This window comes from Rhizobium sp. IBUN, assembly GCF_000510625.1.
Lineage (GTDB): Bacteria > Pseudomonadota > Alphaproteobacteria > Rhizobiales > Rhizobiaceae > Rhizobium > Rhizobium altiplani.
In genome coordinates this window covers 81,014-94,783 of sequence record NZ_AZNV01000011.1, presented here as the reverse complement: position 1 = coordinate 94,783, position 13,770 = coordinate 81,014, and the positions used below count along the sequence as shown (strand labels likewise).

Here is a 13,770-nt window from a genome sequence, read left to right as displayed (position 1 = left end):
GAACAGATTAGCGAGACCGGCAATAGACGCAAATGGCGATCAGGAGGAGCGGCCGCCCGCCAGGTCGCGAACGATGTCGCTCGGCTGACCCAGCCGTGCCTTGTAGACTTCGTAGTTTTCCATCACCCGCTGAACATAGTTGCGCGTCTCGGGGAAGGGGATGCGCTCAATCCAGTCGACGATGGCCTCGATCGATTGGCCGCGCGGGTCGCCATAGCGGCCGATCCATTCGGGCACCCGCTTGGGACCGGCATTATAGGCAATGAAGGTCATGATGTAGGAGCCGCCAAAGGCGTCGATCTGTTCGCCGAGATAATGCGCCCCAAGGGTCGCGTTATAGCCGGCGTCGGCGGTCAGTCGCTCCTTCGAATAGGCGATGTTGTGACGCTTGGCGACGGCCTTTGCCGTGCCCGGCAATATCTGCAGCAATCCGCGAGCATCGGCTGCCGAAACGGCCGCGGGATTGAAGGCGCTCTCTTGCCGGGCAATCGCGTAGGCGAGGGCCTTCCCGGAGCCGGAGATGTTGGCGTTCGTCGGAATGACGCCGAGTGGGAAGGCCAGCGCCGCGACATCCACGCCGTGGGAGTAAGCAATCTTCCCGATCTGCAGCGACAAATGGTGGTCGCCGGACCGTTCGGCCTGCGCGCTCAGAACCGCAAGTTCTCCAGGGCTTTGCAGTTGCTCGGCGAGCGCGAGGTAGAGGCTATTGGCCCGCCAGCCATGCCCGGCCGCGTCGAGACGAGCGATGGCCTGCACGGCCTCACGCGCCAGATAGCGCTGGCGATCCGCAGCAGTCGGAGACGGGTACGCCACGTTCAGTGTCTTGCGGCCGAGCTTGTCGCTGGCGAGCTGCCCATAGAAGGTGGTCGGATAGCTTGCGGCCTTGGCGTAAAATTCCGAGGCCTTGCCAGGCCCACCCGCCTCGGCAGATCGACCCATCCAGTACCAGGCGCGCGATACGGATATCGGCCCATTGGAGAAATCGAGAATCTTCCGGAAATGGGCCTGTGCCGCCGCAGGATCCTGCAGCCCGCGCAGCGCGTACCAGCCTGCGTGGAATTCGGCCTCGACGATGTCGGTCGGCGTCGTCGCAGCATAATTGGCAACGATTCCGTAGGCCGCCTTGAATTCCCCTTGATCGACGAGGCCGCGGCTCACGATCCGCTGCTCGTTCCACCACTCGCCGGCATTGACCAGTTCATCCCGATTGCGTGGGGCCTGCCGCAACAATTTGGCGGCTTCCGTATACTTGTCCTGTTTTCGCAGATGTTCGATGCGCGCAAAGAGGTAACCGGCATCGCCTTTCCACTGGCCATCGACCGCGGCAAGAAGCGCCCCGGCGTTGGGTGCCTTGCTCATCACAGCGGCCCATGCCTTGTAGAGGGATTGGGCCTGACCCATGTCGCCAAAGCGCTTGGCCTGCTCAGTGCGATTGCGGTACATCAGGTAGTCCATTCGCGCCTTGTGATCGGCCGAGGTCAGCAAGCCGGAGAACTCAGCCAAAATCTTGTCTTCGGTCGGTTTGTCCAGCATCTCGCCGCGCCAGACCTTGCGAATGGTCTTCGCCGCCTGGCTCTGTTTACCCATCGCGACAAGCGCACGCGAAAGGATCATCGCGCCCGGCGTGGTCTCTGGCGCGGAATGGCCGAAGGCCGCCAAGACAGCGGTCGGGTTAGGGTTTTCATCGTAAAGTGCCCGCTCCGAATAAGCCCGCAGCTTTGCGAGCCCGGGCCATCCCTGCAACTCCTGCGCCGCAGCCGCGATCTCTGTCGAGGGAATGCCCTTCTGCCCCGAGACCGCAATCGCCCAGGTCAGGATATGCCGGTCAAGCGTCCCACGTCCCATGCCGTCGCGAATGGATAGCGCTTGCAGGGGATTGTTGTCCGAAAGCGCGTCCAGGCCGGATTTCAAATCACTGTTAACGGGTGCAATTGCCTGGCCGCGCGGAATTGAGCCGGTAACGATCGATTCCGGTATTGTCGTCTGGGGGACGAAACCAATGGGCTTCACGTCCGGAACGGGCGCGCCCTCATTCGGAAGCGACGACGCGGCGCTGCTCCACGCGGCGGCGGTAAAGCCGAGGGCGGACACGATCAGGACTGCTCTCTTCATGGGACACTCACAACGAAAACACGCCCGACCATTTGGCGGGAGCCATCTTAACGAAAGCTTACTAACGTCAGTAAAATTCGTTCACATTTGCTATCGGAATTTGCCCTAAACCGATCCATGCGCGCTTGTCGCGGCGATTTCACCGCACTATGGTGCCCCACCAATATTCAAGGAATGCGGCCGAAGCGTGGATTTGGCCATGAGGAGTTCTGCATGTTCCAGGGATCCATTCCCGCTCTCGTCACTCCCTTCACCGATGCCGGCCAAGTGGATGAAGCTTCGTTCGCGAACCACGTCGACTGGCAGATCAAGGAAGGCAGCAGCGGTCTCGTTCCGGTTGGGACGACCGGCGAATCTCCGACGCTGTCGCATGCCGAGCATAAGCGGGTCGTGGAACTCTGCATTGAATCCGCAGCCAAGCGCGTGCCTATCATGGCCGGCGCCGGCTCGAACAACACGCGTGAAGCAATCGAACTTGCTCAGCACGCCGAGAGGGCCGGGGCAGATGCGGTCCTCGTGGTCACGCCCTATTACAACAAGCCCACCCAGAAGGGGCTGGTCGCGCATTTCTCCGCGATCGCCGAGGCAGTGAAGCTGCCGATCTACATCTACAACATCCCGGGTCGCTCCGTTATCGACATGACGCCGGAGACGATGGGCGCGCTTGCCAAGGCGCACTCGAATATCGTCGGCGTCAAGGATGCGACGGGCAAGATCGAGCGCGTGTCCGAGCAGCGTCTTACCTGCGGCAAGGAATTCAAGCAGTTGTCGGGTGAAGATGCCACGGCACTCGGGTTTAATGCCCACGGTGGCGTCGGGTGCATCTCGGTGACCGCTAACGTGGCGCCGCGCCTTTGCGCCGAGTTCCAGGCTGCGACGCTTGCAGGTGACTATGCGAAGGCGCTGGAATATCAGGACCGCTTGATGCCGCTACACAAGGCCATCTTCATAGAGCCCGGCCTCTGCGGAGCGAAGTATGGCTTGTCGAAGCTTGGGCGAATGAGCCGCAACGTGCGTTCGCCGCTGATTTCGACACTGGAACCTGCGACGGAAGCTGCGATTGACGCAGCCATGCGCCATGCCGGCCTGCTGAACTGAGGCAAGCCATTCGGCCCGCCTTCACAGGCGATCGATGTTCCCCTACATAGGGGAGAAGAGAGAAGGGCGCGGTCGTCGCGCCCCTAAGCATTTGGAATGTGTCATGGCCCCCAAAGGCAGCGAGCGCGTGGTCAAGAAGATCGTGGCGGAAAACCGCAAGGCGCGCTTCAACTACGAGATCATCGATACCTACGAAGCTGGACTCGTGCTCAAGGGCACCGAGGTCAAGTCGTTGCGCGAGGGCAAGGCCAATATCGCAGAATCCTATGCCTCGGATGAGGATGGTGAGATCTGGCTGATCAATTCCTATCTGCCGGAATATCTGCAGGCGAACCGTTTCAATCATGAGCCGCGCCGCCGCCGCAAGCTCCTGCTTTCCGGCCGCGAGATCAACCGTCTGCGAGCGGGGATCAATCGCGAAGGCATGACCCTGATACCGCTGAAGATCTATTTCAACGATCGCGGCCGCGCCAAAATGGAACTGGCGCTCGCCAAGGGCAAGAAGCTGCACGACAAGCGCGAATCCGAGAAGGAACGCGATTGGAACCGGCAGAAGAGCCGTCTTCTCAAGGATAACGGCTAGTCAAAGGCATAGCCGGCGGTGAATTGCTGGCTTCAAGCTTCCAGATCGGTTGGCGTTGCCGTTTCGGTTGGCCGCGGTGGTCGCTCTGAAGGATCACGCCCGATTTCGCTCTTCAGCGATAGAAGGTCGATGAAGTGATCTGCCTGGCGACGCAGATCGTCGGCAATCATTGGAGGTTGTGTTGCCATCGTTGAGATGACCGAGACCTTTCGGCCCCGCCGCTGCAGCGCCTCGACGAGCGTCGTGAAATCTCCGTCGCCGGAGAAGATGACGAGATGATCGACGGTTTCCGACTGCTCCATGGCATCGATCGCAAGCTCGATATCCATGTTGCCCTTGATCTTGCGGCGACCCATCGAATCCGTGAATTCCTTTGCCGGCTTCGTCACGACCTTGTAGCCGTTGTAGTCCAGCCAGTCGATCAGCGGGCGAATGGAGGAGTATTCCTGGTCCTCGATGAGGGCCGTATAGTAGTAGGCGCGCAGGAGATAGCCGCGTTTCTGGAACGCCTTCAACAGCTTGCGGTAGTCGATATCGAAACCCAAACTTTTGGACGCAGCGTAGAGATTGGCGCCATCGATAAAAAGAGCAATTTTTTCGCGTGGATCAAACATCCCGTACCAATCCAATGTGAGCAATCGTCGTGCTTCCGTCAAAAACCCAACAAAACAATGAGTTATGAGGCCGCCTGGAACAAATCGTACTTTATGAACTTTTCATATAAGAAAGATTTAGGGCACGATTCGTGATATTCCAAGCAACTTCTGGTCGAAATCCGCTTTCGTTCCAAAATTCGTCTCATTCGCCCGCAGAGGCGTCGTGCAATGAAAACTTGAATTTGCCCGGTTTTAATTGTATCGGGCGTGTTAATCCCGAGATCACGACGTAAAGGACAGGCAATGGCCCGTGTCACCGTAGAAGACTGCATTGATAAAGTTGAGAACCGCTTCGAGCTGGTTCTGCTTGCCAGCCACCGTGCCCGGCTGATTTCCCAGGGTGCCTCGATCACGATCGATCGCGACAACGACAAGAACCCGGTCGTGGCGTTGCGCGAGATCGCGGACGAGATGCTGTCGCCGGACGATCTCAAGGAAGACCTGATCCACTCGCTGCAGAAGCATGTCGAAATCGACGAGCCCGAGCCCGATCCGGCGAGCCTCATCGCAGCCGGCGGCGTCGCTGCGGCCGACAGCGAAGAGCAGGAAGACCTGCCGGAAACGATCACCTTCGACCAGATGTCGGAAGAGGAGCTTTTGGCTGGCATCGAAGGCCTGGTGCCACCGGAAAAGAGCGACGATTACTAATCGTCAACCTTGCACGATTATAGCTTCGGCATATTATCGCATATCATGTGCGCCAATCCGTGATTGGCGCGCTTTTCGTTTGTAATGGAGTGGTTTCGGGATGATGCGGCAGTACGAGCTCGTGGAGCGGGTTCAGAAATATAAGCCCGACGCCAACGAAGCCCTGCTGAACAAAGCCTATGTCTATGCAATGCAAAAGCATGGGCAACAGAAGCGTGCCAGCGGCGATCCCTACATCTCGCATCCGCTGGAAGTCGCCGCCATTCTGACGGACATGCATCTCGATGAGTCGACGATCGCAGTCGCGCTGCTTCACGACACCATTGAGGATACGACAGCCACCCGCGCCGAAATCGATGAGCTCTTTGGCGAGGATATTGGTCGGCTGGTCGAAGGGCTGACGAAGATCAAGAAGCTCGACCTCGTCACCAAGAAGGCGAAACAGGCAGAAAACCTGCGCAAGCTGCTGCTTGCCATCTCCGACGACGTACGCGTGCTGCTCGTCAAGCTGGCAGATCGCCTGCACAACATGCGCACCCTCGACCACATGTCGCCGGAAAAGCGCGCGCGCATTTCCGAGGAGACGATGGACATCTATGCGCCGCTGGCCGGGCGCATGGGTATGCAGGACATGCGCGAGGAGCTGGAAGACCTTTCCTTCCGCCACATCAATCCCGAAGCCTATGAGACCGTCACCAGGCGGCTCGAGGAGCTTTCCAAGCGCAACGAGGGTCTGGTCAAGAAGATCGAGACCGAATTGGGCGATCTGCTGGTTACGAACGGGCTGACGGGCGCCATCGTCAAGGGACGACAGAAAAAGCCTTACTCCGTGTTCCGCAAGATGCAGTCGAAGTCGCTGTCCTTCGAGCAGCTGTCCGACGTCTACGGCTTTCGTATCATCGTTGAAGATATTTCCGCATGCTACCGCGCGCTCGGCATCGTCCACACCCGCTGGCGCGTCGTCCCCGGGCGCTTCAAGGACTATATCTCGACGCCGAAGCAGAACGACTACCGTTCGCTGCACACGACGATCGTCGGCCCATCCAGGCAGCGTATCGAGCTGCAGATCCGTACCAAGCGCATGCACGAGATCGCGGAATTCGGTATTGCCGCCCATACGCTCTACAAGGACGGGGCTTCGACTTCCGACAACGATATCCTCTCGCGCGAGTCCAACGCGTACTCATGGCTACGGCACACGATCGAGGCGCTGGCGGAAGGCGACAGTCCTGAAGAATTCCTGGAGCACACGAAGCTTGAGTTGTTCCAGGACCAGGTCTTCTGCTTCACGCCGAAGGGCAAGCTGATCGCGCTGCCGCGGGGTGCGACGCCGATCGACTTTGCCTATGCCGTTCACACCAATATCGGCGACACGACCGTCGGCGCCAAGATCAACGGGCGCATCATGCCTCTCGTGACACGACTGGCGAATGGCGACGAGGTCGAGATCATTCGCTCCGGCGTGCAGGTGCCGCCTGCTGCCTGGGAAGAGATCGTGGTAACGGGCAAGGCGCGTGCGGCGATCCGCCGGGCCACCCGACTTGCAATCCGCAAACAATATGCCGGTCTCGGCCATCGCATCCTGGAGCGCACCTTCGAGCGAGCAGGCAAGATCTTCTCCCGTGAAGCGATGAAGCCCGCGCTCCATCGCCTTGGCCAGAAGGATGTGGAAGACGCCATCGCTGCGGTCGGTCGCGGTGAAATGTCGTCGCTCGACGTATTGCGCGCCGTCTATCCGGATCATCTCGAAGAACGCGTGACGGCCAAGCCGAGCGGTGACGACGGTTGGTTCAACGTTCGCAGCGCCTCCGGCATGATCTTCAAGATCCCCGGCAAGCCGAAGTCCGGCATCGATGGTGCAGATCTCAGTGCTCTGGAAATGGACACGGTGCCGATCCGCGGCATTTCGAGCAATGTTGATGTGCAGTTTGCGCCGACGGGCGCCGTACCCGGTGACCGCATCGTCGGGATCATGAATACGACGGAAAAAGGCAACGGCATTACGATCTATCCGATCCAGTCACCGACGCTGCAACGTTTCGACGATCAGCCGGACCGCTGGATTGATGTTCGCTGGGATCTCGACGAGGCCAACAAGTCGCGTTTCATGGCGCGCATCATGGTCAATGCGTTGAATGAGCCCGGTACGTTGGCAAAGCTTGCCCAGACCGTTGCCGGCGTCGACGTCAATATTCGGGTGTTCAATACGGTGCGCGTCGCAACCGACTTCACCGAAATGACGCTCGACGTCGAAGTGTGGGACCTTCGGCAGTTGAACCAGTTGCTTGCCCAGCTGAAGGACCTCGAGTGCGTCGCGACGGTTCGCCGGCTTTACGAGTAAGTCGGCAACCGCCACGCTTGGCATTTGCACATTTTGTGATCGTTTCATGACGGAAAACGCACTGATATAAGGCTAGGTATGCGTCAATCGCATGGCTGTGCCCTTGTTAGAGCGTTGGTAATTGCTGCTGCGAGCGCCTATCTTCCAGTCATCAGGAAACGAACAGAAGATGAGGCAAAGAAATGTTTAAACCCATCAAGAAGATCGCCCGCGCATTGCGCGCTCCGACCACTGAAGAACGCGAAATGGACTATCTGAACGGCTCGTTTGACCGTATCGATCTTGAATATCGTCAGCGTCAGGTTGACCGCGGTATGTTTCGCACCCGTTAATATCGGTTCTATACTTGAGGAATGAAAGGGGCGTATTGCATATCGCGCCCCTGGTGAGTGCTCAGTCTGCAGTGATCAAATAATGACTGAGATAGTTTGACGCTCTTGTAACGCTGGTGCGAGTTGCACTACATACGCGCCATGCTGTTCAGACGTCGAAAACCTGCCGGATTTCGTGAAAAGATGCGCGAGTTGTTGTGGCCTCGCAAGGGATTCTTGCGGCCGCTCCGCTATCTCACGATGCGTGTTCTCCGCTTGACGGCGTCGCCGCACGCCGTCGCCATGGGCGTAGCTGCAGGGATCTTCGTGTCCTGGACGCCCTTTATCGGCGTTCATTTTATCATGGCCTTCGTACTCAGCTATCTATTCGCGGGCAATATGGTCGCCGCTGCTCTTGGCTGTGCGGCCTTCGGCAATCCGCTGACCTATCCGTTCATCTGGGGCGCGACCTGGGAGATCGGTCATCTGCTACTTGCGCGTCAGGACACGATGCAAGGGCATTCGATCGACCTTGGGGCGCTGTTTCATGAGCTGCATTTCAGCGAACTCTGGCAACCGGTGCTCGAACCGATGCTTGTCGGCTCCATCCCGCCGGCGCTCTTGACCTCCGTCATCGTTTATTTCGGAACCTTTTATGCCGTGAAGGGCTTTCAGACGCGCCGCCGCGAACGCCTTATGACGCGTGCCCGCGTGCGGCTGTCCAATCCAGTGCAGGAAACCGTATGATCATCGGTATCGGCAGCGATCTCATTGATATCAGGCGCGTCGAGAAATCCCTCGAGCGCTTCGGCGAGCGCTTCACCAATCGCTGCTTCACCGAGATTGAGCGGGCAAAGTCCGATCGGCGCGCCAATCGCGCCGCCTCCTATGCCAAGCGGTTCGCCGCCAAGGAAGCCTGCTCCAAGGCTCTCGGGACGGGCATGGCGCAAGGTGTGTTCTGGAAGGATCTCGGCGTTGTGAACCTTCCGAGCGGCAAGCCGACGATGCGGCTGACAGGCGGCGCGGCCGATGTGCTGAAGTCGCTGCTGCCGGCTGGCCACAAGGCTGCCATTCATTTGACGATAACGGATGATTATCCCATGGCGCAGGCGTTCGTCATCATTGAGGCCCTGCCGGAAGATGTTTGAGCAGCGACGTAGAGTCGCTTTTAATGTTGGCGCCATTGCCGCAATCGGTCGAAGCCGCTAGAGAGAAGCAAACAAGAGTTGCGCCCTGGCGGTGCATTGAAGGAACAAGACTGCGTGTCCGAAAAAGTCGAAACCAAGCCGAACGCCCTATGGGAAAACATCAAGGTCATCGCCCAGGCGCTGATTTTGGCGATGGTTATCCGAACGGTGCTTTTTCAGCCGTTCACCATTCCGTCCGGCTCCATGATGCCGACACTGCTTGTCGGTGACTACATCTTCGTCAACAAGTTTGCCTACGGCTATTCGAGGTTCTCGCTGCCGTTCTCGCCGAACCTCTTCAGCGGTCGCATTTTCGCGAGCGAGCCGAAGCGCGGCGACATCGTTGTCTTCCGGTTCCCGCCGAACCCCGACGTTGATTACATCAAGCGGCTGGTTGGTCTTCCCGGGGATCGCATTCAGGTCAAGGAAGGCGTCCTCTACGTGAACGGCACGGCGGTTCCGAGGGTGCCGAATGGCACGTTCAATTCCGACTACGCGCAGGATCCGGGCCAGGATGTGCCGGTATATCGCGAGACGCTGGATAACGGCGTCAGCTTTGACACGCTGGATCAGTCCCCGGTTTCGCGTGGCGACAACACCCGCGAGTTTATCGTTCCGGAAGGCCATTACTTCATGATGGGCGATAATCGCGATAATTCGCTCGACAGCCGCTTCGACGTTGGCTTTGTGCCTGCGGAAAATCTGGTCGGTCGCGCCAGCGTCATCTTCTTCTCGCTCGGCAACGACACCTCGTTCCGCGAGATCTGGAAGTGGCCGACGAACATGCGGTGGGATCGTCTGTTCAAGGGCGTTGAATGAGCAAGTCACAGACGCTTTCGGCGGCGGATCGAACACGGCTTGAAGCCCTGATCGGTCACGAGTTCGCCGAAAAGGAGCGGCTGGATCGGGCACTGACGCATGCAAGTGCCCGCACGCAGAAGGGCGGCAACTACGAGAGGCTGGAGTTCCTCGGTGACCGAGTCCTCGGCCTCTGCGTTGCCGAACTGCTCTTCCGGACGTTCGGTACGGCGACCGAGGGCGAACTTTCGGTGCGCCTCAATCAGCTCGTCAGTGCCGACACCTGTGCTGAGGTCGCTGATGAACTCGGCCTGCATCTCTTCATCCGCACTGGCGCCGACGTCAAGAAGCTGACCGGCAAGCGCATGATGAACGTGCGAGCCGACGTCGTCGAAAGCCTTATTGCGGCGATCTACCTCGATGGCGGCCTGGAGGTCGCCCGGCGTTTCATCCTGAAGTTCTGGGAAAAGCGGGCAGCGCGCGCCGACGGCGCGCGGCGCGACGCGAAGACCGAATTGCAGGAGTGGTCGCACGCCAAATTCGGCATCACGCCGATCTACCGGGTTGAAGAACGCACCGGACCGGATCATGATCCGCGTTTCACGGTGACGGTAGAGGTCACAGGTGTTAAGCCCGAAACGGGCATCGAACGCTCAAAGCGGGCCGCGGAACAGGTCGCAGCCACGCGAATGCTGGAACGCGAAGGCATTTGGCAGAGGTCCTCTGCCGGAAACTGACGGGACAAATGACGGAAGAACACGATATGGCGGACGACGCCCCTGAAACTGCGGGTGCCACACGGTCAGGCTTTGTCGCGCTGATTGGAGCGACCAACGCCGGCAAGTCCACGCTGGTCAATCGCCTCGTCGGCGCCAAGGTTTCGATTGTCAGCCATAAGGTGCAGACGACGCGTGCCATCGTGCGCGGCATCGCGATCCACAACAATGCGCAGGTCGTGTTCATGGATACGCCCGGCATTTTCAAGCCGCGTCGGCGGCTCGACCGCGCGATGGTGACATCAGCCTGGGGCGGCGCAAAGGATGCTGACCTGATCATGCTGCTGATCGACAGCGAACGTGGTCTGCGCGGCGATGCGGAAGCCATTCTTGAGGGCCTCAAGGAGGTACATCAGCCAAAGATTCTCGTCTTGAACAAGATCGATCGGGTCAAACGCGAAGATCTGCTGGCGCTTGCGGCGGCGGCCAACCAGAAGATCGACTTCACGCATACCTTCATGATCTCGGCCGAGAACGGCTCCGGCTGTGACGACGTCATGGATTATCTGGCAAAGACGCTGCCAGAAGGCCCCTGGTACTATCCCGAAGACCAGATCTCCGACCTTCCGATGCGCCAGCTGGCTGCGGAGATCACCCGCGAGAAGCTGTTCCTGCGTCTGCATCAGGAGCTTCCATATTCGTCGCATGTCGAGACGGAAAAGTGGGAAGAACGCAAGGACGGCTCGGTTCGAATCGAGCAGGTAATCTACGTCGAACGGGATAGCCAGAAGAAGATCGCGCTCGGCAAGGGTGGCGAAACGATCAAGGCGATTTCGTCGGCGTCCCGACGAGAGCTCTCCGAAATCCTCGAGCAGCCGGTTCATCTCTTCCTGTTCGTGAAGGTTCGTGAAAATTGGGGCGATGACCCCGAGCGCTTCCGCGAAATGGGTCTGGATTTTCCGACGTAAGTTGACGGCTTCTACCGCGTTGTTTCTGCGTTAAAAATTCCCGCGCGGGTGGAACAACCCTTGCCATTTGCGTGTTCTCGTAGGAAGCGCTGCCAATTCCGGCAGCGTCCTTCATTCGAGCACAAGGGCCTGTATGCCGACCGCGCGTCCCACCCACTCGTTCAAAACGCCCTGCGAGCACTGTCCGCTGCGTGCCAACCGGGTCTTCCGGGAGTTCACCGCCGATGAACTCGACTTCGTTTCGAAATTCAAGAGAGGCGAGCTGGCCGCGGATGCTGGTGCCACGATCATAGTCGAGGGTGCGCACAGCGCTCACCTGTTCACCGTCCTTTCCGGCTGGGGTTTTCGTTACAAGACGCTGGAGGACGGACGCCGGCAAATCCTGAACTACGTGATGCCGGGTGATCTGATCGGTCTTCAGGGAACGATCATGGGGGAGATGCAGCACTCCGTCGAGGCATTGTCGCCTGTATCGCTTTGCGTTTTCGAGCGCGACAAGCTGATGACCCTCTACAACAAGCATTCGTCCCTGGCCTTCGACATCACCTGGATTGCTGCCCAGGAAGAACGTATCCTTGACGAACACCTATTGAGCATTGGTCGCCGGACAGCGCTCGAGCGCGCCGCCTATCTCATCGCTTTCCTGTTCGAGCGCGGCAGGCAGCTGAAGCTCTTCAACGGCCACGCATCGATTCCAATCACGCAGCAACACGTTGCGGATACATTGGGACTTTCGATCGTGCATACAAACAAGACATTGAAAAAGCTCGCCAATCGCAACCTCATCCGCTGGCAGGAGCGTGCCTGCGAGGTGCTTGATGGGGAGGGGCTCAAGGCTGCTGCCGGTTGGGAGGGGCTTGGAGAGAGGGGCCGTCCGTTCATATAATAGCTGTAAGCGACATGTCTTATTTAAATGCCTTCTGAGCGGCACGCCCGTAAGGTCACCCTGCCATCTTTCTTCCTGCCCTGCTTTTTATCGACCCGAAACGAAAAAGCGGCTATGCAAGCTAAGCGGTATATAGTCGTCGCCAATGAGCCATGGGGCGTCAGAGGTTGAAATCCGGGAAATGCAGGTGCCGAGCATCTTAGTTGATACTCAGCGAGGGGCGTATTGGGTATGAAGGCAAACCGTGTTCTTGTCCTCGAGGACAGTTTGATCATCGCGATGGAGGCGGAGGATATTCTCCGCCAGGTGGGCGTGGAAACGATTGGAATCGTCAGCAGCCTTGAACAGGCGATGGAGGCGACCAAGACCGCGACCTTCGATTTCGCGCTGCTGGACGTCAATCTTGGCGAAGTCATGAGCTTCGACTTTGCCCGTCATCTGGCGAACAGCAACATCCCCTTTGGGTTTGTGAGCGGTTATTCCGATACAAAGGACTTCCCCGAAGACCTTCGGAACGTGCCGCTGCTCGTCAAGCCGTTTGGAGAATCGGCGATGCGCGACTTCCTCCAGAAACTGTTCCCAGCCAGCGCCTGAATGCCTTTTTATGACAGGGCAACGGTCTTGCGTTAGGATCGAATCGTAAGTTTAGGGTTCGCTTCCGATGCAGTGGCATGACCGGGCAATCATCTTGGGCGTCAAGCGCCATGGCGAGACCAGCGTCATCGCCGAGGTGATGACGCGCGAGCGCGGACGCCATCTTGGCATGGTCCGCTCTGGTCGGTCTCGTGCCATGCAACCGGTTCTTCAACCCGGCAACGAGGTCGAGGTTACGTGGCGTGCGCGCCTAGACGAGCACCTTGGCGAATTCCGTATAGAGCCATTGACGTTACGGGCCGCGCGGCTGATGGAAACGGCGACTGCCGTCTATGGCGTGCAGGCGATGGGCGCACTGCTGCGCTTGCTGCCGGAGCGCGATCCGCATCCGCATCTCTTCGAAGCGCTCGAAGTCATCCTCGACAATCTCCACAATCCGGCGGATGCCGGTGAGCTCTTCGTCCGTTTCGAGCTTGCCGTTCTGAACGACCTCGGCTTTGGTCTCGATTTGACCGAGTGCGCCGCGACGGGCAGTCGTTCCGACCTTGCTTATGTGTCGCCGAAGTCGGGCAGGGCGGTCAGCCGGACTGCGGGTGCTCCCTGGGCAGACAAGATGTTGCTCCTGCCACCATTCCTGAACAGTGAGGAAAACCGCGCGGCTGATATCGACGGCCTCAGCGCCGCGTTCCGCCTGACGGCATTCTTTCTCCATCGCCATGTCTATGAGCCGCGCGGCGTGGAAGCGGCAGCTGCGCGCGAGGGCTTCGTACAGGCAGCTCTGAAAGCACTCAAGGCGGCCGCACCGCAGGACGAATTGTCCGCCTGACCGACCGTTTTTCATTGGCGAAAAACATCATTCGGATCAGGCGCTT

At 58.9% G+C, this 13,770-nt stretch carries 15 protein-coding genes; 13 read left to right on the top strand and 2 right to left on the bottom strand.

Translation table 11 applies throughout. The features are described from left to right. Window positions 1-39: 39 nt before the first annotated feature. Window positions 40-2,112: a lytic transglycosylase domain-containing protein gene (locus RHIBUN_RS0112785; protein WP_025659868.1), complete on the bottom strand. Its 2,073-nt coding sequence runs from the start codon at window positions 2,110-2,112 to the stop codon at window positions 40-42. Window positions 2,113-2,325: 213 nt separating this feature from the next. Between RHIBUN_RS0112785 and dapA the strand changes: the two genes are divergently transcribed. Together dapA and smpB are read left to right on the top strand one after the other, a co-directional pair. Continuing rightward, window positions 2,326-3,210 carry a 4-hydroxy-tetrahydrodipicolinate synthase gene (gene dapA / locus RHIBUN_RS0112780; protein WP_025659867.1) on the top strand — a complete coding sequence of 295 codons (885 nt, stop codon included), beginning with the start codon at window positions 2,326-2,328 and terminating at the stop codon, window positions 3,208-3,210. A gap of 103 nt (window positions 3,211-3,313) precedes the next feature. Further along, the gene (smpB, locus tag RHIBUN_RS0112775; protein WP_025659866.1) at window positions 3,314-3,793 is read left to right on the top strand and encodes an SsrA-binding protein SmpB; all 480 of its coding nucleotides are present in this window, start codon (window positions 3,314-3,316) and stop codon (window positions 3,791-3,793) included. A 32-nt stretch (window positions 3,794-3,825) separates the two neighbouring features. Here the strand turns inward: smpB and RHIBUN_RS0112770 are convergent, their stop codons facing one another. After that, complete coding sequence (locus tag RHIBUN_RS0112770) at window positions 3,826-4,407, bottom strand: NYN domain-containing protein (RefSeq protein WP_018857436.1); 582 nt, start codon at window positions 4,405-4,407, stop codon at window positions 3,826-3,828. 285 nt (window positions 4,408-4,692) lie between these two features. On the opposite strand from RHIBUN_RS0112770, the gene rpoZ reads away from it, so the two are divergent. The 11 genes from rpoZ (at window position 4,693) to recO (ending at window position 13,724) form a co-directional block, all read left to right on the top strand. Beyond that, window positions 4,693-5,097: a DNA-directed RNA polymerase subunit omega gene (gene rpoZ / locus RHIBUN_RS0112765; protein ID WP_018857435.1), complete on the top strand. Its 405-nt coding sequence runs from the start codon at window positions 4,693-4,695 to the stop codon at window positions 5,095-5,097. Window positions 5,098-5,197: 100 nt separating this feature from the next. Further along, window positions 5,198-7,438 (top strand): bifunctional (p)ppGpp synthetase/guanosine-3',5'-bis(diphosphate) 3'-pyrophosphohydrolase, encoded by a 2,241-nt coding sequence (locus tag RHIBUN_RS0112760; protein WP_018857434.1) that lies wholly within the window; start codon window positions 5,198-5,200, stop codon window positions 7,436-7,438. A gap of 182 nt (window positions 7,439-7,620) precedes the next feature. After that, the gene (locus RHIBUN_RS35330) at window positions 7,621-7,770 is read left to right on the top strand and encodes a DUF3563 domain-containing protein (protein WP_082728477.1); all 150 of its coding nucleotides are present in this window, start codon (window positions 7,621-7,623) and stop codon (window positions 7,768-7,770) included. 141 nt (window positions 7,771-7,911) lie between these two features. Then, on the top strand, window positions 7,912-8,496 hold the full coding sequence (locus RHIBUN_RS0112750; RefSeq protein ID WP_025659865.1) for a DUF2062 domain-containing protein: 585 nt from the start codon (window positions 7,912-7,914) through the stop codon (window positions 8,494-8,496). Beyond that, window positions 8,493-8,897 (top strand): holo-ACP synthase, encoded by a 405-nt coding sequence (gene acpS / locus RHIBUN_RS0112745; RefSeq protein ID WP_025659864.1) that lies wholly within the window; start codon window positions 8,493-8,495, stop codon window positions 8,895-8,897. Before RHIBUN_RS0112750 ends, acpS begins: the two co-directional genes overlap by 4 nt. Before the next feature lie 114 nt (window positions 8,898-9,011). Continuing rightward, on the top strand, window positions 9,012-9,755 hold the full coding sequence (gene lepB, locus RHIBUN_RS0112740; protein WP_025659863.1) for a signal peptidase I: 744 nt from the start codon (window positions 9,012-9,014) through the stop codon (window positions 9,753-9,755). Then, window positions 9,752-10,471: a ribonuclease III gene (gene rnc, locus RHIBUN_RS0112735; RefSeq protein WP_025659862.1), complete on the top strand. Its 720-nt coding sequence runs from the start codon at window positions 9,752-9,754 to the stop codon at window positions 10,469-10,471. Before lepB ends, rnc begins: the two co-directional genes overlap by 4 nt. An 8-nt stretch (window positions 10,472-10,479) precedes the next feature. Next, entirely contained in the window at window positions 10,480-11,418 is a 939-nt protein-coding gene (era, locus tag RHIBUN_RS0112730) for a GTPase Era (RefSeq protein ID WP_018857428.1), read from the top strand. A 133-nt stretch (window positions 11,419-11,551) separates the two neighbouring features. Further along, entirely contained in the window at window positions 11,552-12,304 is a 753-nt protein-coding gene (locus RHIBUN_RS0112725) for a Crp/Fnr family transcriptional regulator (RefSeq protein WP_018857427.1), read from the top strand. Between the two features lie 231 nt (window positions 12,305-12,535). After that, window positions 12,536-12,898 (top strand): response regulator, encoded by a 363-nt coding sequence (locus RHIBUN_RS0112720; RefSeq protein WP_018857426.1) that lies wholly within the window; start codon window positions 12,536-12,538, stop codon window positions 12,896-12,898. Between the two features lie 67 nt (window positions 12,899-12,965). Beyond that, a complete protein-coding gene (recO, locus tag RHIBUN_RS0112715) occupies window positions 12,966-13,724 on the top strand; it encodes a DNA repair protein RecO (protein ID WP_018857425.1) in 759 nt (252 codons plus the stop codon). Window positions 13,725-13,770 lie beyond the last annotated feature (46 nt).

Coding starts and splice junctions, on each gene's coding strand:
- RHIBUN_RS0112760 (WP_018857434.1), top strand. CDS start 5,198: ATGATGCGGCAGTACGAGCTCGTGGAGCGGGTTCAGAAATATAAGCCC.
- dapA (WP_025659867.1), top strand. CDS start 2,326: ATGTTCCAGGGATCCATTCCCGCTCTCGTCACTCCCTTCACCGATGCC.
- smpB (WP_025659866.1), top strand. CDS start 3,314: ATGGCCCCCAAAGGCAGCGAGCGCGTGGTCAAGAAGATCGTGGCGGAA.
- RHIBUN_RS0112750 (WP_025659865.1), top strand. CDS start 7,912: ATGCTGTTCAGACGTCGAAAACCTGCCGGATTTCGTGAAAAGATGCGC.
- recO (WP_018857425.1), top strand. CDS start 12,966: ATGCAGTGGCATGACCGGGCAATCATCTTGGGCGTCAAGCGCCATGGC.
- RHIBUN_RS0112725 (WP_018857427.1), top strand. CDS start 11,552: ATGCCGACCGCGCGTCCCACCCACTCGTTCAAAACGCCCTGCGAGCAC.
- rpoZ (WP_018857435.1), top strand. CDS start 4,693: ATGGCCCGTGTCACCGTAGAAGACTGCATTGATAAAGTTGAGAACCGC.
- RHIBUN_RS0112770 (WP_018857436.1), bottom strand. CDS start 4,407: ATGTTTGATCCACGCGAAAAAATTGCTCTTTTTATCGATGGCGCCAAT.
- RHIBUN_RS35330 (WP_082728477.1), top strand. CDS start 7,621: ATGTTTAAACCCATCAAGAAGATCGCCCGCGCATTGCGCGCTCCGACC.
- acpS (WP_025659864.1), top strand. CDS start 8,493: ATGATCATCGGTATCGGCAGCGATCTCATTGATATCAGGCGCGTCGAG.
- era (WP_018857428.1), top strand. CDS start 10,480: ATGACGGAAGAACACGATATGGCGGACGACGCCCCTGAAACTGCGGGT.
- RHIBUN_RS0112785 (WP_025659868.1), bottom strand. CDS start 2,112: ATGAAGAGAGCAGTCCTGATCGTGTCCGCCCTCGGCTTTACCGCCGCC.
- RHIBUN_RS0112720 (WP_018857426.1), top strand. CDS start 12,536: ATGAAGGCAAACCGTGTTCTTGTCCTCGAGGACAGTTTGATCATCGCG.
- rnc (WP_025659862.1), top strand. CDS start 9,752: ATGAGCAAGTCACAGACGCTTTCGGCGGCGGATCGAACACGGCTTGAA.